Source organism: Chitinophaga barathri (genome assembly GCF_003807585.1).
Taxonomy (GTDB): domain Bacteria; phylum Bacteroidota; class Bacteroidia; order Chitinophagales; family Chitinophagaceae; genus Chitinophaga; species Chitinophaga barathri.
In genome coordinates, this window is sequence record NZ_RMBX01000011.1 from 245,207 (window position 1) to 265,539 (window position 20,333).

The 20,333-nt window shown below is 50.8% G+C and carries 11 protein-coding genes; 6 read left to right on the plus strand and 5 right to left on the minus strand.

Going from position 1 to position 20,333, the window contains the following annotated elements:
* Position 1: 1 nt before the first annotated feature.
* Together EG028_RS20155 and EG028_RS20160 are read right to left on the minus strand one after the other, a co-directional pair.
* A complete protein-coding gene (locus tag EG028_RS20155) occupies positions 2-982 on the minus strand; it encodes a hypothetical protein (RefSeq protein ID WP_120518128.1) in 981 nt (326 codons plus the stop codon).
* Positions 979-1,752: an HmuY family protein gene (locus EG028_RS20160; protein ID WP_120518129.1), complete on the minus strand. Its 774-nt coding sequence runs from the start codon at positions 1,750-1,752 to the stop codon at positions 979-981. Before EG028_RS20160 ends, EG028_RS20155 begins: the two co-directional genes overlap by 4 nt.
* A gap of 179 nt (positions 1,753-1,931) precedes the next feature.
* On the opposite strand from EG028_RS20160, the gene EG028_RS20165 reads away from it, so the two are divergent.
* The gene (locus EG028_RS20165; protein WP_120518130.1) at positions 1,932-2,447 is read left to right on the plus strand and encodes an SRPBCC family protein; all 516 of its coding nucleotides are present in this window, start codon (positions 1,932-1,934) and stop codon (positions 2,445-2,447) included.
* Positions 2,448-2,521: 74 nt separating this feature from the next.
* Here EG028_RS20165 and EG028_RS20170 read toward each other — a convergent pair whose 3' ends face one another.
* A complete protein-coding gene (locus EG028_RS20170) occupies positions 2,522-5,917 on the minus strand; it encodes an RHS repeat domain-containing protein (protein WP_120518131.1) in 3,396 nt (1,131 codons plus the stop codon).
* A 411-nt stretch (positions 5,918-6,328) separates the two neighbouring features.
* On the opposite strand from EG028_RS20170, the gene EG028_RS20175 reads away from it, so the two are divergent.
* From EG028_RS20175 to EG028_RS20195, 5 genes are all read left to right on the plus strand, one after another.
* A complete protein-coding gene (locus tag EG028_RS20175; RefSeq protein WP_123864733.1) occupies positions 6,329-10,765 on the plus strand; it encodes a DUF6443 domain-containing protein in 4,437 nt (1,478 codons plus the stop codon).
* Positions 10,762-11,352 carry a hypothetical protein gene (locus tag EG028_RS20180; protein ID WP_120518134.1) on the plus strand — a complete coding sequence of 197 codons (591 nt, stop codon included), beginning with the start codon at positions 10,762-10,764 and terminating at the stop codon, positions 11,350-11,352. The genes EG028_RS20175 and EG028_RS20180 overlap by 4 nt, the downstream gene beginning before the upstream one ends.
* A gap of 45 nt (positions 11,353-11,397) precedes the next feature.
* Positions 11,398-12,009 carry a hypothetical protein gene (locus EG028_RS20185; RefSeq protein WP_123864734.1) on the plus strand — a complete coding sequence of 204 codons (612 nt, stop codon included), beginning with the start codon at positions 11,398-11,400 and terminating at the stop codon, positions 12,007-12,009.
* A gap of 109 nt (positions 12,010-12,118) precedes the next feature.
* Positions 12,119-12,616: an SRPBCC family protein gene (locus EG028_RS20190; protein ID WP_241559179.1), complete on the plus strand. Its 498-nt coding sequence runs from the start codon at positions 12,119-12,121 to the stop codon at positions 12,614-12,616.
* A gap of 352 nt (positions 12,617-12,968) precedes the next feature.
* Entirely contained in the window at positions 12,969-16,607 is a 3,639-nt protein-coding gene (locus EG028_RS20195; protein WP_120518137.1) for a metallophosphoesterase, read from the plus strand.
* Between the two features lie 22 nt (positions 16,608-16,629).
* On the opposite strand, the gene msrA is transcribed toward EG028_RS20195, so the two are convergent.
* On the minus strand, positions 16,630-17,121 hold the full coding sequence (msrA, locus tag EG028_RS20200) for a peptide-methionine (S)-S-oxide reductase MsrA (RefSeq protein WP_120518138.1): 492 nt from the start codon (positions 17,119-17,121) through the stop codon (positions 16,630-16,632).
* A gap of 186 nt (positions 17,122-17,307) precedes the next feature.
* Positions 17,308-19,581, minus strand: a complete 2,274-nt coding sequence (gene katG / locus EG028_RS20205; protein WP_120518139.1) for a catalase/peroxidase HPI — start codon at positions 19,579-19,581, stop codon at positions 17,308-17,310.
* Positions 19,582-20,333: the final 752 nt, after the last annotated feature.

The window sequence follows — 20,333 nt, forward strand, 5'->3', positions numbered from 1 at the left end:
ATTATTTAGCAGTGACGGTGATCTGGAAGCCGCCGGCGCCGTAAAACTCCGGGCCTTTTTCTTCAAAAACAATATAATGCCAGAGGCTGGCCGTGGCGGATTGGGGATAAGCGCCCGGCGGGCAGTCTTCCGGTATCCGGAGTATCGCTTCTTCGTCCGTATAGGAAACGATCTCCAGGTCCTTATAACCTGCGAGGTTAAAAATGCCGCCGGTAGTGGCGATCCTGATGGCGAAACGTTGCAGCCCGCGGATGTCCCGGCCCGGCAGCCTGATCGTGCCGCCCTGGCTGGCGGTTACTTTGTATTCGCCTACGTTAAAGACCGGCAGGGCGTATTTCAGCCGCACAGGATAGGTGAGCACCACCGATTCTTTCAGGGAGGTGATCTTCACTTTATACAATCCCGTATCCAATGTTTTATCGTTCGGCACCAGCCCGTCCATTTTGGTGGTGCTGAGCTGTGGCGTGCCCCGTGGCAGGCGGTGTTCCTTCCCGTTTTTATCGATCAGGGAAATATACGCCAGCGTCGTATCCGCCAGGAAATTCTGACCGGTGATGGTGATGCCGCTACCGAGGCGGGTGGTGAAGGTGTCTGTAACGGATGACAGTTCATCCGCCGCATGGGGCACCTGCATAACATGCACTTTCAGCCGGTACACGGCCTTTGCACCGTCTTTTGCGCTCACGGTATACGCCACCGTACTGTCCCGCAGGTTCACCAGTTCCCCGCTCAAAGGCTGCACGGTAGCGCCACCGGATAAGGTAATGCTCGTAGCGGCCATTTTCAGCTGGTAGAGATAATAGGGGAGGTAAATATTGATCGTTTTATCACTTTCATCGATCACGGCCCGCAGGTCGCCGTCTGAGGTGGATATCTTGTATTCCAGCACGCGGTTTGCCGGTTCCGCCGGTAAACTGACGGTTTTGGTACAGGCCGCCAGCGCCGTTGCAAGGGCGAAGCAGCCGATCAGTCGTTGTATCATGGTTCCTGTATATCGAGTTGTTTGCTGCCATCCATCTGGATAGCGTATTTAAAGGAAATGTAACCGGTTTTATGGCTCCTGTCCGGGTCTGCGGGGGCATCTTTGTAGAAGCTGTAGATGACCAGTTTGGCATAACGTCCTTTTGCCGTTCTTACGATGACGGTGCGGGGCAATGTGTACACCACATGCGCTTTTTCATCGGCGGGCCTGTCCGGGAACATGGTGCCGTAGAAGTCATAGAATCCCCAGCCGTCCTGTCCGCCTAAGAAGTGGTCGAGGCCGATGGCGGCGTTTCCGGCAATGTTGTTATCGGCAACGGGCACCTGTTTCATTTCACGGAAAGCCCGGTCTGTCAGTGCTCTGCCGGGGATGAACTTCGGTTTGAGCTGGCTGGCGTCGTAATATTCGCTTTCGACGCCGCTGTTCAGGGCAAGGTACAACCCGCCTTTCCCCGGGCCGCCGAACCCCGGGCTGTTGGACGCAGTGCCATTGTTCGCCACGATGGTGCTGTTGTAAATGCTTACGAAGGCAATGTCCCAGTCGGCCGTCTGCGCGCGGGATTTAGGGATGGTTTTATTTTGCTCCAGGCTGAAATACAGGGTATCGCCATTGCCGGCTGAGGTGGCACTCGTATCAGCCACGAGGTTGGCAACGGCATACACCCCGGTTTTCACGAGCCCGGTTTCTTCCGGTTTGGGCTGATCGTCCTTGTCTTTCGAGCAGGCGGCCAGCAGGAGTGCAAGGGCCGCTAATGGCAGGTGTTTCTTCATGTCTGGTATTTGAGGCTGCAAAACTACAGCCGGCGGCCAACCAGTAAAGGAAATGAAGTTACCCGTGAGGGAATAGTTGCGGGTATGTTTTGACGATGCAACGCGATGCGGCTGTTATTTACGGCAAGGGTTTTGCGGCTTGATTCAAAACCATTTAACCGGAATAAAACCACTACATCATGCCAGACATTCATCACCAGTTACTCATAGCAGCCCCGGCTGAAAAAATTTACCATGCCATCACCAGCCGGGAAGGATTGGCCGCCTGGTGGACTCCCGCCGCCATTGCCACGCCGGAAGTGAACAGCATAGCGCATTTCCCTTTTGGCCCGGATTATTACAAGGATATGAGGGTGACAACATTAAAACCTTTTGAAGAAGTGGGATGGACCTGCATCAAAGGCGCCCTGGAATGGATCGGCACCAGCCTTTCCTTCAGGATCGGGCCCTTTGACCGGGGGACGCTATTGAACGCACATGATGAAATGGGAGGGCAGCTGGAACAGTTAAATAATAGTGATAGCGGTTCCCTCCTGATCTTTCATCACGATGACTGGAAAGCATACACGCCGATGTTCGCGGAATGCAATTATACCAGGGGGCAATTCCTGAGAAGCCTAAAACTGCTCTGCGAAACCGGGAAAGGCATGCCTTGGCCGAATCAGCATACTGTTTTACCGGAATCCATCCGGTGAAATGGGCATCAGTGTAGAAAAAAACGCCACCGGTACTCATACCGGCGGCGTTTCGTTTGTCAGGAAGATTATAATCACGGCGTCACTTTATACTGGTAGTCGAACTGTTTGAGTATTTGTCCGTCGTGGTTCCGGACCAACTTCAGTCTTCCAAAGGGATCGTATTCGTAGAATACTGTCTTGCCTGAAGGGTCAGTTTCGCTCATCATGCCGTCTACCAGCGAATGTGTGTAGGTGTACACGAGGGCGAGGGTACCGGCGAGACCGATGCGGATCTTATTCAGTTCGGTACGCATGGCGGCGTCTGTGGTGGCCGGATTGTCCAGGATGGCCTGGCTGATGAAATTTTTCACTGTGTTCTGGTCGCTGCCCAGTATCCTGGCTACGGGGAGTTTGGAGCCATATCCCCACAGGTACACTTCTTTTACGTCGCTGGTTTTCTGCTGTTCGAGGATGTTGCCGTTGGCATCATATGCATTGAACAGATAGCGGCTCCGGTACCGGCTGTCTTTTGTTACAGCGCCGGCAGCAACGGCGGAGAGCGTGAAATCTGTGAGCGGAACGGAAGATTCTGTCAAGTATATGGCGGCAGGATAAGGTTTATCCGTCCGGTAGGATATAAATTTAGACGACACCAGTTGTTGTACGGATGCGGGCGTGATATCGAAATTGCTTTCTTCTACGGGTAGCCCTATGGCGAACTGTTGCTGTAGCAGCAGGACGCCGTCATTGGCCGAGGTTACATTCGTATAGTCGCCGGCATATTTGTAGACCTGTACCGTTTGATGGCCATTGGACAAGGTGGTGGTAACGCTGGAGGGTTTCTGCACGGCGGTACTGTATACATAATCCGTTTGTTGCGTGAGCGTACCTGCAGGCGTAATGTCTTCCACAACAACCCTGCTCACGGGCATGTACCCGCTGTAGTGCGAATAGGAATGATAGTTGATCTTGTCGAATTGCGGCAGGAAAACGGAGTAGGGTGCGCAAGTGGTACCGATCGTAAAAACGGACGCGAAGTGATAACTGGTGTTCATGCCCTGGAGGGTATCGGTGTAAACGGTATTATATTGATAGGTTTCCCGGCGAATGCTGTTATAGACGCCGTTTTGATTCGCGAAGATTTCCTTCTTCCATAATTTGTTCCGCTGCCAGGAACGGTTGTCGATGCTGAAGATCGGGGGTGCAAAACCCTGTTCACCAAATACCGGGAGGTTATTATAATTACGCGTGTTAAAAAACAGGCTCAGTACGTCTGTGTAGTTAAAATAGGTGTAGGCGGTTTTGCCCAGGTCGTTGCCGTTATCATCGGATACAGATTCCATTACCTGGTCATAACAGATGCTGCCGAGCGGGTAAACGGGCTCGGATGTGAGGATGTAACGCACTTCTATGTTTTCGCTGTTGGGCCAGCCGGGATTGTTCGGGTCCCAGGCTATTCCTTTTGAAACATTGTAAGTATAACCTGTTTTGAATTCTGCGCAGGTATGCTTCCCGGAGGATTTGAGTGTGCCATTGTCCAACCAGTTATAGTCATATTTTTTGATGATGGATTTACCGGTAACTGGATCGTACAAACGGCTGCTTTTCACGCGCAGGCCGCCTGCGGGATTGAAATATGAAACGGGAGCGTCTTCATACCAGGTGAGTACTTTAATATAATAGCTGCACGGGACACCACCCATGTTAGCGGAGTAGATCTTGTAATCCCCGTTGGTGAAAGACAGGGTGTACCTCCGGTAGGCCGGAGCGGTGCCATTGCCGTTCTCGAAAGGAAGTGCCGATATCTGTGTTTCCGTGTAAACCGGGTTGCCGTTCGCATCTTTGACGGCAAAAGGCAGGTTCATGACAAGCGGGCCGTTTATGCAGGTCTGTACGTCAAACTGGATCTGAATGGTCTTGTCGGGGGTATTGTGGATACTGAGGTTTCCCAGGAAGGTACCGCTCGCACCGGTTACAGAGTAGGCAACGGGTGGGTGTGTAATAAAGGGAACAACGGCGGTGACATTGCCGGTCGTGGTGTTCTGCTCATACTCAAGTTCCAGGTGCCCCCCGGTGGGATAGGTCACTTTTTTTAATACGCCCGTTTTGGTCCGTGCCAGGTCAGGTGCGCGGTGCGTGGTGATATATTCCGGGGACATTTTCAGCAAGGCGGGATCCTGGAAGATGCCTTCCAGCATGGAGTTGTATGGGTTTGCATTGTAATATCCCCACCAGTCGCGTTTGGCTGAAAAACGGTCAGGCATCGGGCCGATCCCTGGTTCGTATTCAATGGTATAATTGTGGGCAGGTAGATTGGTGGTGGTATTATACTCATCCAGCCCGTAGAGAAAGAGCCGTTTATCCTTGTATGGGTCATTGTCCAGCGCCGAAGTCGTGTTTTGACCGAAATATGGATGATCGTTTGGATTAAAGGTGAGTTCACTCACTTCCTTGACGCCGTTGACAGTGTGGTATTTATAACTAAAGCGGAATTCTCTTTTTTTCACGTTGTTGGCATCGTATACGATCACTTTATCCAGCAGTTTGTCTCCATAAAGATCGCAACGGTTCGGCCCGGGAACGAATTCGACCTTTCCTTTCGGGAAGGTGATGGTCTTCAGTTGTTTATCTAGGGTGAGGATGCACTGGTAGTTGTTGATGATGCTGCTGTCGATCCCGTTTTTGACGTCTGAAATACGGGCTACGTCTTTCAAGCTGTAGCTGTCGTACTGAAAATTGATCTCTTCGCCGTTTGGCTGGATGATCTTTGTCAGGTAAAACGTACGCTGAGTTTTGATCGGGTAGTTCGTTTCTATTTCCCAGTTCAGAACATACCAGTAACTGATGGAGATGGTCCTTACTTCCGTGGTGCCATATTCGTTGAACTGGTATCTGATCCCCTGGTCATCGGTTACCTGCCAACTGACCAGTGAAAATCCCCCGGGCTGGACGCCGGGCAGGGGCTCTATTTTCAGTTTGCTATCCGAAGTGAGCGCGATGCGCCCGTCGTTGCGGAAAGAGAATTGCCCGCTTTTACCGCAGAAATTAAAACTCATGACGTCGGGTTCTGCATCGTATTTCTGGGACATGAGATTTTTCAGATCACAGATGGAGGGATTGGTATAATTGGTAAAAGGCGCGGTTATCCATCCCTGAGCGCCGCTGTATCCGGAAAAATCATTCATTCCTTTGATGCTCTGCGTAATGATGCCTCCGGGCATCAGCGACCACCCCATCCCGGTCCTGCCCGCCACATCCGTTATTTTCACGCCCGCGGAGTGATAGGAGAGGGTCACGGGCAATTGAATATAATCGGTGGCGATCGTGTACAGGGGAATGTTAACTTCCGGCAGGCCGGTAGAAACGGAAACGGGATGATCTGTGAACCGCATGAGACTGGATACTTCCGGGCTTTTGGGAATCGGTTTCCGGAGCAGCGAGACATCCTGTGCAACAAGAGAAGCCGGGGCCGTCAGCAGAATAGTCAAAAAAAGTATCAGTCGTTTTATGCGGTTTGTATGGCTGAACAAACGATGTATTTGCATATCGAAGTAATTTATAGATAAGGGATCAGTCCTGGAAAACAGTGCCTGCGCCGTTCCTGACGAGCTGGTCGTGGGGATGAAGCTGAGCCAGGAGGTATAGGCGGGGGTGTTCCATTTGATGATAGGTTTATGAGACGTTTTTTTGAAAAATGCAACGGGCTAATGTAAGGGTTTTTTTTATTTTTTTATTCAGCGCGGCCTTGGAGGAGATTGTCTGGAATAATTTGGAATCTACCGGGGATTCCGATACTTTTATAATGCATTGATCCCGGTACCTGTGATATAATGTGCTGTTCACTTGGCCCCTCAACGGGATCTGTGCCATTCAAATGATAGTCTATAAAATATAAGATATTGTTCTGCGTTGCCCTGATCTCCCTGACGATCCACTTGCGTGCTCAGCAACCCGATGGCAGCCTGCCGGCCGCCAAAACGGCTCGTACTTTGCCAGCGGCTTATCCGGCGGGAATAAAGGTGAACTATATCCGCACCTGGACGCCAAACAGCCCACAGAGCCTTCCCTCCGCCGTGACGGCCGCCACCGATGTGGCAGCCGTATTACAGTCCACCATTTATTATGACGGCCTTGGGAGGCCCTTGCAAACAGTGATTAAAGGAGCGACCTCCGCTACTAAAAAAGATATGGTCACGCCGGTCGTTTATGATGAATTTGGCCGTGAAGCCTTTAAATACCTGCCCTATATTGCCGGTAGCGGCGACGGTAATTTTAAACCCGATCCTTACGCCGGTCAGAAGACGTTTTACGATGGGTTTCTGACCACGGCAAAAGGCAATAAAGAAGATATATATTATGGGGAGCACCGCTTTGAAGCCTCTCCGCTGAACCGCGTCATCAAATCACTGGAGGCTGGAAATAACTGGCAGGGCTCCGATAAAGGCGTGACGCAGCAGTACCTGGTGAATACAACAGGCGATGAGGTGCGGGTCTGGAGCATAGCTGCAGTGGCGGGGTCGCTGCCTGTAAGCAGCGCGGCATATGGCGCAGGTGAGTTATATAAAGGCGTAACAACGGACGAGGATAACAAACAGGTGGTGGAATACAAAGACAAAGCAGGCCGGGTGGTGATGAAAAAAGTGCAGCATACCGCTACTCCTTCCACCAATCATGTGGGCTGGTTATGCACTTATTATGGGTACGACGACCTCGGAAACCTGCGTTATGTGCTTCCCCCCAAAGTGGTGGAGTACCTGACGACTGGTGGCGGCAACTGGACGCTGACAGCCGCCGTTGCGGCTTCCCTGTGTTTCTCCTACGAATACGACGAACGGAACCGGGTGATCGTCAAAAAAGTGCCGGGAGCCGAGGCGGTGGAGCTGGTGTATGATCAGCGGGATCGCCAGGTGCTGTCCCGTGACGGCAACCTGCGCGCAGTCGGCAACAAATGGCTGGCTACTATATATGACAATCTCAACCGGCCTGTTATGACGGGTATCTATACCACTTCGCAAACGCATGCCCAGTTGCGGACGGCCATGGGGACATCAGCGGGGAATACAGCTGTTACCATGACCACGCCCGCCCCGGCTGAATTGTTTGTTTCCCGCCACGAATCCGGCCGCACGGAGTACAAGGCGCGCCTGAACGTGGAGCTGCTGGAAGGTTTTGAGACGTCAGCCGGCGCCTCGGTAGAGATATTCACGGATGCGGGCATGGCCGGCACCACGGAAACGGTCACTAGCAGCCTGCCGTTGCCCGGCCTCACGGCTGCAAATCTTGATGCGCTTACCTACACCTATTACGACAATTATAACTACCCTGGGGCCAAAGCGGCGAATACCGCGGACCTGACTAAGACCGAACACGGCGGTTACGCATATTACGAAACGCCCTCAACTTCCAACACGACCCAAAACCTCGTGACCGGTAGCAAAGTGCGGATCCTGGATACGGACCAATGGTTGATCACTACCACGCGCTACGATCCCAAAGGCAGGGTCATTCAATTGTTAAGTGATAATGTCAACGGGGGAACGGATGTGATTTCCCACATGTACGACTTTACCGGCAAAACATTGTCCACCTATTACAGCCACAGTAACCCCAAAGCCGGGGCCACGCCTGTAACCACAGTGCTGACCAATTACCAGAACGATCATTCCGGGCGTATTTTAAAAACGACCAAAAAGATTAACAATGGCCCGGCATATGACATTGCCACAAACACTTACGACGACCTGGGGCAAATGGTGGTCAAACAATTAAAGGACGGTGCGGGCAATGAGCTGGAAAGCCTTAACTATACCTACAACATCAGGGGCTGGATGAAGGGTATCAACCGCGATTACCTGAAAGCGGCTGGTCCCGAAGCCCATTATTTTGCACAGGAATTGTTTTACGATGCAGGTTTCACCGGCAAACCGCTCAATGGAAACATCGGCGGGGTTACCTGGAAAGGAACCAATACACCGGACGTTTTTGCTTACGGGTATAGCTACGACCTGGAGGACCGGCTGATGAAGGCGAACTTCACGATGCGGAGCGGCAGCAGCTGGGTGAAAACCAAAGACTTTGATGTATTGATGGGTGACGGCGCCGACATTAACAGCGCCTACGATGCCAATGGTAATATCAAACGGATGGTGCAAAAGGGAACCCGTGCCGGCGCCAATGCCGTCATCGACGATCTGACCTATACCTACAACGATTCAACGGCCAGTGCCTGGACGAACAAACTACGAAAGGTAGTGGACGCCCAGAACGTGGCAACCACCGCACTGGGTGACTTCAACGACCATAATACGTCCACTGCCATCGATTATGCTTACGATAAAAACGGGAACCTGACGGTGGATGAAAACAGGAAGATCAGCCGCATTCACTATAACCTGCTGAACCTGCCTAGGACCATTACCGTCATGGGAAAAGGCACTGTGAGTTATCTATACGACGCCCTTGGCCGCAAACATGCCAAAATAGTGCTGGACCAGACGCAGTCTCCGAACAAAACCACGCGTACCGATTATATGGGTGTATGCCTTTACGAGAACGACGTTCTTACGCAGGTGAGTCACGAGGAAGGGCGTGCCCGACATACAGGCAGCGGCGTATTTATTTACGACTATTTCCTGAAAGACCATCTGGGCAACGTGCGGATCGTACTGGCGGAATCAGTTCCGGAACAACTATATCTTGCCAGTATGGAACCTGAAAATGCGGCGGCGGAAAATGCACTTTTTTCCAATATCGACGCCAGCCGGGCAAACAAACCGGTGGGTTACCCACAGGACCCGCAGACGTCCCAAAATACCTCGGTGGCCAAACTCAACGGCAACGATCCCGACCGCCGCATAGGCCCCAGCCTGGTGTTGAAGGTGTCTGCCGGGGATACGGTACGCATCGGGGCTAGGGCGTTCTATAAATCACAAGGCCCGCAAAAACAGCAGAAAACCATCGCACCGGCCGCCGATATGGCTGCCGCGTTGATGCGCGCCTTTGGAAACCCCGGCGAAATGGCCGCAGCGGACCACGAAGCGGTGGCCGGCGCCAATGTTACGCCATTCAATAACGACTTTGTGAACGACGGCTGGCAACGGATGAAGGAAAAAGAACCGAAATCCGCCGACGCTTTACGTCCCCGCGCATACCTTAACTTTGTACTGTTCGACGATGAATTTAACCTGGTGGAATCTTCCAGCGGAGTGAAACAAGTGGCCGCCCTGCCAGATGAACTGCAGACGCTGGCGCAGGATAACCTGGTGATGGAGCGCGGCGGATTCCTGTATGTGTATACCAGCAACGAAACGCCGCAGGACGTATTTTTTGATAACCTGAGCGTATTGACCAATCCCAGCCTGGTACTGGAAGAAAACCACTATTATCCCTTCGGGCTGAAGATGGACGGTATCAGCACTTCGGCCTGGGATGACAAGCTGGACAATTCTTTCAGGTACAACGGGAAGGAATTGCAGCAGAAGGAGTTCAGTACCGGCCCTGGTCTGGAGTGGTATGATTTTGGCGCAAGGATGTATGATCCGCAGATCGGGAAATGGCAGGGAATGGACAGGTACGCGGACGTATATCGTGGGGTTTCGCCATATGCGTATTCTTTGAATAACCCGCTCAGATATATTGACAAGGATGGTGATTTTATTGTAGACAAGGACGGGAAGATCATCGCAACACCCACCGGGCGTACAGAAAGACAGGAGGTTGAGCTTAGAGACGGTTCTATTGCAGTAGCGGAGTATGAAGTTTATACGATATATACCAATGCCGGAACCCCGGTGGAGGCGTGGAAAATAAAATCGCAAGAGCACAAAGACAGCAAAGGGAATATTCTGCCGGAATCACAATTGGACCTGTCCTTTAATTGTTATGGGTATGCGCTGACCTCGGGGCTCTTTTATTTACCGATTTATGAGAAGTACAACAAGAAAGCGGATGCATTTTTGGAGCAGATACTGAAGGAAGAAGGGATTGAAGTGCAGTGGGCGGCAGGGAAAACCAACGAGGCGAATGCTGGAGGGTTTATCGTAACAACGAAAGGCAGGAAGCAGTTTCAGCATATAGGGGTGAAAAATAATGGAAAGAGAGGATGGAATGCGAAACATGGAAATACAAGGGATGTTGTAAAAGATGGCACATTGATTCAGGCTGCAACCCTTCATGAGGATCTTGATCCAAATATGGAATTGAAGTTTTTTGAAGACAACAGGCCGACAAAAGAATATTCAGGTATTTCAATCGATGTTTCGACGATCAGGAATAACACCAGTAGTAATGAGGAGTTCTTCAGAAAATTAATATCAATAATAAATAGCTTGTTATGATAAAAAATGCTGCCGTGTTTGCCTGTATTCTAGTATTTGGTACCATTTCGGCCGCAGCGCAGTTTTCGGTTGAGGTGAAAAAAGTGCCATTCCCTGAAGACAGAGGACGATATGTTTTAGATATTCAAGTGATAAGGAACGGGAAGATGCTGGATTCGATGTACCGGCGGTACTACAGCTACGACGAGATGTATCGGCTGGGCGATTCCCTCAGGCTGATCATTGTTGGGGAGTTGATGACATTCCTTTCCGATACATCGTGGTGCGGCAAGCCGGTTAGAGCATATGGCAACGACGAATATCCCGGCTGTTATATAGTAAAGCCCCATTCCGACCGGTTCACTATTGGTATGGAAGCGATGTTCATTATTAACAGGATCATGTATTCTCCGTTTACTTTCCGGTTGGGATGTTACCCTGTATTGTATGACGAGGTCACCGGGAAGGAAATCAATGATGACCAAGGGCAGATACAGACCATGGAGGCACGTTATCAAAAATGGTATAAAGAGTTCAAGTCCCGCAAAAAGGCGCCGGATTACGAATGGCTGAATAGGGGAAGGATAAGATGGTGGGGCGCCATTTGACTTATCGACACAGCGAAGGGAAATATCAATAATAAATGCCTTATTATGATAAGAAAATCTGCCATATTGGGCTGTATTCTGGTATTTGCCGTCCTTCCGGTTGTGGCGCAGTTTTCGGTGGAGGTGAAAAAGATGCCGTTACCGGAAAAGGAAGGAAGATATTATTTGGATGTGCGGGTGACAAAGAACGGCAAAATGCTGGATTCAATCTACCGGCAGTACTACAGTTATGATGAGATGTACCAGCAAGGCGATTCCCTCGGGCTGATAATTGCCGGCAAACTGGTGAAGTTCCTTTCCGATACATCATTGTGTGGCAAACCGGTTAAAGCCTACGGGAACGACGACTATCCGGGGTGTTATAACGTAAAACCTCATTCCGAACGGTTCACTATTGGTATGGAAGCGATGTTCATCATCAACAGGGTAGTGTATTCTCCGCTTACCTTCCGGTTGGGATGTTATCCCGTGTTGTTTGATGAGGTGACTGGTAAGGAACTCAATGACAATCACAGACAGATACAATCCGTGGCAGAACGTTATAAGCAATGGTATAAAGAGTTTAAATCCCGCAAAAAGGCACCAGATTACGAGATGTTAAAAAAAGGGCAAATAAAATGGTGGGGCACGGGACGAATTGCTCCAGCCCCCCTGTAAATTAACAAAATGCTGCTATTTTTAGCCTGCAGGATCAATTTGAAAATTGTAACCTCCTTTCCATGACCTGTCCTGGCTATGCACAACCCAGAATCAAAACCATATCGATATGCCAGACATTCATCACCAGTTACTCATAGCAGCCCCGGCTGAAAAAATTTACCATGCCATCACCAGCCGGGAAGGATTGGCCGCGTGGTGGACTCCCGCCGCCATTGCCACGCCGGAAGTGAACAGCATAGCGCATTTTCCTTTTGGTCCGGATTATTACAAGGATATGAGGGTGACAACATTAAAACCTTTTGAAGAAGTGGGATGGACCTGCATCAAAGGCGCCCTGGAATGGATCGGCACCAGCCTTTCCTTCAGGATCCAGCCCTTTGACCGGGGGACGCTATTGAACGCACATGATGAAATGGGAGGGCAGCTGGAACAGTTAAGTAATAGTGATAGCGGTTCCCTCCTGATCTTTCATCATGATGACTGGAAAGCATACACGCCGATGTTCGCGGAATGCAATTATACCTGGGGGCAATTCCTGAGAAGCCTGAAACTGCTCTGCGAAACCGGGAAAGGCCGGCCATGGCCGCATCAGCATACTGTTTAGCGAAAAATAGAATATGAAAATCCCGCAACGGCTGCCACAGGAAGTGCCGGAGGCTTTTACTGCGGCTATATTGCAGGTGGAGAGCCGGGTGAGGTACTGCGTGTAGCCGTCAAAAAAAAGGAGAGGATGGAAATATTCCTGATATTTTTCTTTATCTTGGAGCAACACCATTGAATAATCATCCCCGCGGGGGATATTGAAGTATAAAACTCAGAGCCGAATAGATCACAGGATTTATTCGGCTTTCTTTGTTTTCAAACCTGTTTGAGTGTTTCAGGGATTCATATAGGGTTTCCCCATTTTGAAGAATTGTTTTGTAGCATAACATCGATCACGCATAATCGTCCACCGAATGAAATTGAAGATACTCCATTTATCCGATCTGCACTTTAAATCCACCGGGCTGGCACAGGATGTTGTGGTCAGCTCTCTCCTGACAGCGATACAGGAACTTTGCGAAAAAGAAGACAAGCCGGACCTGTTGTTGCTTACCGGGGATGTTGCTTTCGGGGGTAAGCCGGAGGAGTATAAAAAAGCGAAGGAATTTATAGACGGGGTGGCGGATTGCTGCGGGATCGGCAAAGGGCGGATCTTTATCATACCCGGCAATCATGATGTGGAAAGGAGCCGGATAAAACCGGGATATGTAAAATGGTGGTACTCCTTCAAGAATGAGCAGGAGCTGCATGAGGTGTTGTCGTCGGAAGATGCTTTTCCCAAAGTAATGGCTACTACAACGGCATACTTTGAATTTATAAAGTCATACATGGATAATCTGGCATTCGGCCGTTATGGTGAGTACGTGGCGGAAATGCCTTTGGGTAATGATGGGCTGAAGCTGAAGATCGTGGGACTGAACAGTGCGTTTTTTTGCGGTTACGACGGAGATGATAATAAGCAGCTTGCCCTGGGCCTGCCACAGGTGGCATGTTACGGGCAAACCAATATCAGGAAGGAGGTAGTGCTTTCCATGGTGCATCATCCGGAAATGTGTTTCCACTATTGCGACAATGCGGCCTGGAATACGGTAAAAAGAAAATCCGATCTTGTTCTTTCCGGGCACATTCACGATGCGGGCAATTCATTCAGGAGAGACGGTAACGCGGGCGAAACCGTATTTATTGCCGCGGGTGCGGGGTATGAGTCTCGCAGTTCGCAAAACGGGTTCAATATTATTGAAATAGATCCGGATGACCTGAAGATTAAGGGCATGCATTATAAATACCTGCCGGAGAGGCATACTTGGGTTGTCAATAAGGATATCAATGTAGAGACCGATGGTGTTTTTGAGTTTTCGTTACAAAAGGCGGGGCATGTATGCAAAAGGCCCGAACCTATATTCCAAAAATCCACCGGGTCTCAGCCTGCATTACTCAGTTCCGGCACGCCGGCGTCCGCGGTGAACGGGTTCCGGTATTCGCCGGTACCGCCCCAGCCATATTACAAGCCCAGCTACCTGGTGAACCGGAATTTTGTAGGCCGGCAGGCGGAACTGAATGCGCTGGACGACTGGGCAAGCGCGGCCAATCCATATACGGTGCTGCTGTTTGAAGCAATGGGCGGTACCGGCAAGAGTATGCTCACCTGGGAGTGGACGATCAATCAGGCCAAAAAAGCACGTAGCGACTGGAAAGGGATCTTCTGGTATTCCTTTTATGAAAAGGGCGCGATAATGACGGATTTTTGCCGGCATGCGCTGGCTTATATCACCGGGCAAAACGTTAAAGATTTTGAGGAGATGAAAACCCCGGCATTGGCGGACATGCTGATCCCGCTTCTTAGCAGCGGTGCATGGCTGGTCATCCTTGACGGACTGGAGCGGGTACTGGAGAATTACAATAACACCCGTTTTGCCGAAGACTTCCTGATTAAAACACCGGAAGAAGTGGAGAACATCAGCAAAAAACATCCCTGCGCATGTATAAACGATGAGGATGACGACCTGCTGCAAAGACTGGCCACCTGTACGCCTTCCAAGATACTGGCCAGCTCAAGGCTGGTACCCCGGGCTTTGCTGAATGTTTCAGATCAGCCTATTCCCGGAGTGCTGCGTTACCTGTTACAGGGGCTTCGCCCCACTGACGCGGAAGCCATGTTCCGCGATGCGAATATCAGCGGTGATTCAGCGGCTATCCAGAATTACCTGACAACAAACTGCGGCTGTCATCCACTCACGATCGGGGTGCTGGTAGGCCTTATCAGGCACTATATGCCAGGCCGGGGGAATTTTGATAAATGGGTGAACGATCCGGCGGGCGGAGGAAAGCTGAACCTCGCAAGCCTCGACCTAGTAGCCAGGCAAAACCATATACTTTCGGTAGCTATGAATATGCTTCCGTCCAAAAGCTGGCAATTGCTCTCTACTTTGACGCTGATTTATGAGGCGGTGGATTACAGTACACTTCTGGCACTAAATCCTCATTTGCCGCCGGAACCGGAGGAAGTAACAGAGCCTCAGAACCCGGAAATAAGCAGGTGGGCATGGAAAGATCTGACCGATAAAGAAAAAGAAATACGGAAAAAAAATTACGTTGCAGCGCAAAAAAGATGGAAAAACTACCTTGAAGCGATGGAAAACTGGCGTAATTCGGACGAGTTTCGTGCCGCCGACATAGAACTGGGAAAAACGGTGCAGGATCTTGAAGTAAGGGGACTGGTGCAGTATGAAGCGCAAACGGATCGTTATGAACTGCACCCGGTAGTGCGTGCGGTAGCATCGGGAAGAATGGCGCCCGACGAAACCCGGGAGTTCGGTCAGTTGGTAGTGGATCATTTTTCCTCCAGAACGCATGTTCCGCACCAGTATGCAAAAACGTTGGAAGATGTGAGCGACGGGCTGAATATCGTAAGAATATTGCTGCGAATGGGGCGATACGAAAAGGCATTCCTTGCGCTCCGGCCCGACCTGAGCAATACATTGGCGTTTCGTCTTGAAGCACATAATCTCTTGTTAACATTGCTCCGGCAATTTTTTCCGAACGGATGGCTGACCAGTGCCCCGGAACTAAATGACGAGAGAGCGGGTGCGTTACTGACATTAGCCACCATCGCAATGTCTTCCCTTGGAGATTGGGACAAAACGTTTGCAATTCACGAGTACCTGCTGTCGGAGTTTAATGAAAACGATCTGCCGGACCTGACAACCAGCTTACGGAATGTAGCCTTCTATTTTGACTGTCAGGGTGACTATGCCACAGAAAACAGGATTTTGGACCTTGCCCTCAAAGTTTCTGAATTCAGTGATAACCAGCAATCGATTTTCATGTGCCGCTTTTTTAAATATTCGAGTTTAGTAAGTTTAGGCTGGTTGGAAGAAGCAGAAAAAATGTGGCCGCTGCTGGATAAAATGGGGAGGAAATGGAACTATAATTCGTATCGCCAGGGCAGTTTAGAAAATACCTATGCATATTTCCAATGGCAGAAGGGGAATTTGCAAAAGAAACATATCACCGATGCGCTGAATTTGGCAGAGCCAGACACAAACCGTTCAACAGTGCGGTCACTCCATTGGTTAACCGGGATTTGGCATATCGAGAAGGAGGAGTGGCGGGAGGCACTGGAAAGTCTGAGCATTGCGGTTAGCATGGCCAGGGTGGCTTCAATAGCGGATAATGGGGCAGAGACGCTGCTGGCGCTTGCAAAATTTAAGCTGGGGCAGCTGCCTCAACCAGTGCAGGAAGCAGAACGTCTTGCCAATCTCAGGAAGCCGGCTTATTACGCACTTGCGGAACTCTGGCTGGCTATCGGCGATATGGAACAGGTAAAGAAACACGCACTTTCGGCGTATAAAAAAGCATCGGGCAACGGAGAGCCATATGTGTACCGTTATTGGTTGAATAAAGCTGCCGCACTATTGCGGAAAGCAGGAGCGGAGATACCTGTCCTGCCGCCATATGACCCGGCTGCCGCCAAAATATACCCCTGGGAAGCAAAAATCATTGCGCTCGTTGAGCGGCTCGAGCGGGAGCAAAAAGAAAAACAACCGGGCTAAGATAAACCCGGCTGCGATATCCTTACTTTAATTGCCAGTCGGGCCTTATAAAGTGACAGGTATACCCATTCGGATGTTTTTGCAAATAATCCTGGTGTTCTTCTTCCGCATCCCAGAAGTCCGAAGCAGGCACTACTTCCGTGACGATCGTGCCGGGCCATTTGCCGGAGGCGGTCATTTCCGCTATAAGGGCCGTGGCAGTTTCCTTTTGGGATTCATCCAGGTAAAAGACCGCGGAACGGTAGGAAGCGCCTATATCGTTGCCCTGGCGATTCCGCGTGGTGGGGTCGTGGATCTGGAAGAAAAATTCGAGCAGCGCCCTGTAGGAGAGGCGTTCGGGATCGAAGGTGACCGCAATACCCTCCGCATGTGTGCCGTGATGGCGGTAAGTGGCATTGGGTACATCGCCGCCGGTATATCCCACCACCGTGGAAATTACACCCGGCAGGGCGCGGATCAGCTCTTCCACTCCCCAAAAACAACCGCCCGCCAGTATCGCTTTTTCTGTGCTCATAGTCTGTATTTATTTGTCCGGCAAAGATAAGACTATGATGCGGGAGTATGACTACAAATGAAGGATACGGCGTGGTATAAACAGCGGCAGTTTATCGTTGGTTGATGGGCACAGGGCCTATAATTACAACAGCCCCCGGGGTCCCGGAGGCTGTTTATCATTTTTCATTTTGTTAATTCCTTCAGGCTATATATCAAACCTGTCCAGGTTCATCACTTTATTCCAGGCTGCTACAAAGTCTTTCACAAATTTGCCCTGTGCATCCGCACTGCCGTATACTTCCGCAATCGCCCTCAGCTCTGCGTTGGAGCCGATGACAAGGTCCGCGCGGGTGCCTTCCCATTTGATCTTACCGGTAGCGCGGTCGCTGCCTTCGTACAGTTCCTTGTCGCCGGATACCGCTTTCCATGCAGTGTTCATGTCCAGCAGGTTTACAAAGAAGTCGTTGGTAAGCTGGCCCGGGCGTGCGGTGAAAACGCCATGGCTGGAACCGTCAAAATTGGTGTTCAGCACGCGCATGCCGCCAAGCAATACGGTGAGCTCAGGCGCGGTGAGGGTGAGCAGTTGCGCCTTATCTATCAGCAGCGCCTCGGTAGGCACATGCGATTTTGATTTGCGGTAGTTCCGGAAACCATCAGCGGCGGGCTCCAGGTAACCTACAGATTCCACATCGGTTTGTTCCTGCGAAGCATCCATGCGGCCGGGCGTAAAGGGCACGGTAACCGTCTGGCCCGCGTCTTTCGCTGCTTTTTCCACACCGGCATTGCCTGCCAGCACGATCAGGTCCGCCAGGGACACTTTTTTGCCGCCGGACTGTGCGCCGTTGAATTCTTTCTGAATGCCTTCCAGTACATCCAGTACTTTTTGCAGCTGCGGCGGATTGTTCACCTGCCAGTATTTCTGGGGAGCCAGGCGGATGCGTGCGCCATTGGCGCCGCCACGTTTGTCCGAACCGCGGAAAGTGGAGGCGGAAGCCCATGCGGTGGAAACAAGTTCTGATACGCTCAGGCCCGATCCCAATATTTTTGTTTTCAGGGCAGCGGCGTCTTTGTCGTCTATGAGCGTATGATCCACTTCGGGGATGGGGTCCTGCCAGATCAGCTCTTCGGCCGGTACGTCCGGGCCGAGATAACGTGCGCGGGGGCCCATATCGCGGTGAGTGAGTTTAAACCATGCCCGGGCAAAAGCATCTGCAAATGCGTCGGGGTTTTCCAGGAAACGCCTGGATATTTTTTCATACACCGGGTCGAACCGCAAGGAGAGGTCCGTGGTGAGCATGGTGGGGCGGTGTTTTTTAGAACCGTCAAATGCATCGGGAATAATATCCCCCGCATCTTTTGCCACCCACTGGTGCGCGCCGGCGGGGCTTTTGCCAAGCTGCCATTCGAAACCGAAAAGGTTTTCGAAGAAGTTATTGCTCCATTGGGTGGGCGTTTTGGTCCAGATTACTTCCAGGCCGCTGGTGATGGCATCCGCGCCTTTGCCGGAACCGTAGCTGTTGCTCCAGCCAAGGCCCTGCAGTTCCAGTCCGGCGGCTTCAGGTTCTTTGCCTACATGGGAAGAAGGGGCGGCGCCGTGGGTTTTACCAAAGCTGTGCCCGCCTGCTATCAGGGCTACGGTTTCTTCATCGTTCATAGCCATGCGGCCGAAAGTATCACGAATATCTTTTGCCGCGGCAATCGGGTCAGGATTACCGTCGGGTCCTTCGGGGTTCACGTAGATGAGGCCCATCTGCACGGCGGCCAGCGGTTTTTCCAGGTTGCGGGAGTGGATATCGCCATCCGCTTTATCATCAGAGGATACTACGCCGTGTTCCTTGGGCACGCCTTCGGAACCATGAGCGTAACGTATGTCTCCACCCAGCCAGGTGGTTTCAGCGCCCCAATACACATCTTCATCCGGTTCCCAAACATCGGCGCGTCCGCCGGCAAAGCCGAAGGTTTTAAAACCCATGGATTCCAGCGCGATATTGCCGGTAAGGATCAGGAGGTCCGCCCAGGAAAGTTTGTTGCCATATTTCTGTTTGATGGGCCAGAGCAGCCTGCGGGCTTTATCGAGGCTCACGTTGTCCGGCCAGCTGTTCAGCGGGGCAAAACGTTGCTGGCCCGCGCCTGCGCCGCCACGGCCGTCAAACGTACGATAGGTGCCTGCGCTGTGCCATGCCATGCGGATGAACAGGGGGCCGTAATGCCCGAAGTCCGCCGGCCACCAGTCCTGTGAGTCGGTCATGAGGGCATGAAGGTCTTTTTTCACTGCTTCCAGGTCGAGGCTTTTAAAGGCTTCGGCATAGTTAAAATCCTGGCCCATGGGGTCTGATTTTGACGAATGCTGGCGCAGGATGTTCAGCTTTAGCTGGTTTGGCCACCAATCGCGGTTCCTGGTGCCGCCACCACCTACGTTGTGTTTCATGCTCCCATTATGAAACGGGCATTTGCTGATGTCGTTTGATTCTTGTCCCATTTTTTCAGGTTTGTGGTATTGAATGAAGATTTGCCTGTAATTGTGCAGGATGGTAAAGATAGGAATATCATGAAATAAACAAAATCAATTAATTATTATGATTCGATAGTTTAAATCTATTTAGTTCCGTTCGTTCTTTTGGTGATTTAACAACGGCGGTCATTGCTTTGTTCGGGGAGGGGAGTGTTGACGCATAGCTGTTTCATATAACTATGTGGGTGGGATGGAGCCTTGTCTGGCTACGGATGGATTAAAACCGGAGGAATTGTTTCAGGTAATAGAAGGATATTAAAACGCAACGATCAACACGGATAATAGCAGGGTTCGTTTTGTTTTTAACTGAAAAGCGACGAAAAAAGAAAGTATTGTGGCGAACAGTATCATCACAATAGAGTTGTATAGATAAAAGTAAATGTCTTCACCTGTTGTTTCAGCACTCATGACTATTGATATCATGAAAACCTTGAAGATGACATCAGCTATAAAATACACGTAAGTCCCGAGCAGTGTCAGGGTAAGTATTCCCCGTTCCGGCTTCGCCTTTAATAATCCTTTCTGAAAAAAGATCAGGATGGTAATAATCCAGGCGAGCTTTGATAAGCCATAAACTTTAATGGGCGTCGCGGGTATGTTTTCCGGAATGGACAGAGATGAAAAATTAAATATCCACCAATGGAGCAGAAATCCGGCTAACAGGATCAGGCTATACTTTAGAATGTGTGATGTCATTAGCTTTTAAGATCAGGCTAAAA

What these genes read in the sequence shown, in the direction of transcription:
- EG028_RS20155 (WP_120518128.1), bottom strand. Translation starts at nt 982, where the DNA reads ATGATACAACGACTGATCGGCTGCTTCGCCCTTGCAACGGCGCTGGCG.
- EG028_RS20160 (WP_120518129.1), bottom strand. Translation starts at nt 1,752, where the DNA reads ATGAAGAAACACCTGCCATTAGCGGCCCTTGCACTCCTGCTGGCCGCC.
- EG028_RS20165 (WP_120518130.1), top strand. Translation starts at nt 1,932, where the DNA reads ATGCCAGACATTCATCACCAGTTACTCATAGCAGCCCCGGCTGAAAAA.
- EG028_RS20180 (WP_120518134.1), top strand. Translation starts at nt 10,762, where the DNA reads ATGATAAAAAATGCTGCCGTGTTTGCCTGTATTCTAGTATTTGGTACC.
- EG028_RS20185 (WP_123864734.1), top strand. Translation starts at nt 11,398, where the DNA reads ATGATAAGAAAATCTGCCATATTGGGCTGTATTCTGGTATTTGCCGTC.
- EG028_RS20190 (WP_241559179.1), top strand. Translation starts at nt 12,119, where the DNA reads ATGCCAGACATTCATCACCAGTTACTCATAGCAGCCCCGGCTGAAAAA.
- EG028_RS20195 (WP_120518137.1), top strand. Translation starts at nt 12,969, where the DNA reads ATGAAATTGAAGATACTCCATTTATCCGATCTGCACTTTAAATCCACC.
- msrA (WP_120518138.1), bottom strand. Translation starts at nt 17,121, where the DNA reads ATGAGCACAGAAAAAGCGATACTGGCGGGCGGTTGTTTTTGGGGAGTG.
- katG (WP_120518139.1), bottom strand. Translation starts at nt 19,581, where the DNA reads ATGGGACAAGAATCAAACGACATCAGCAAATGCCCGTTTCATAATGGG.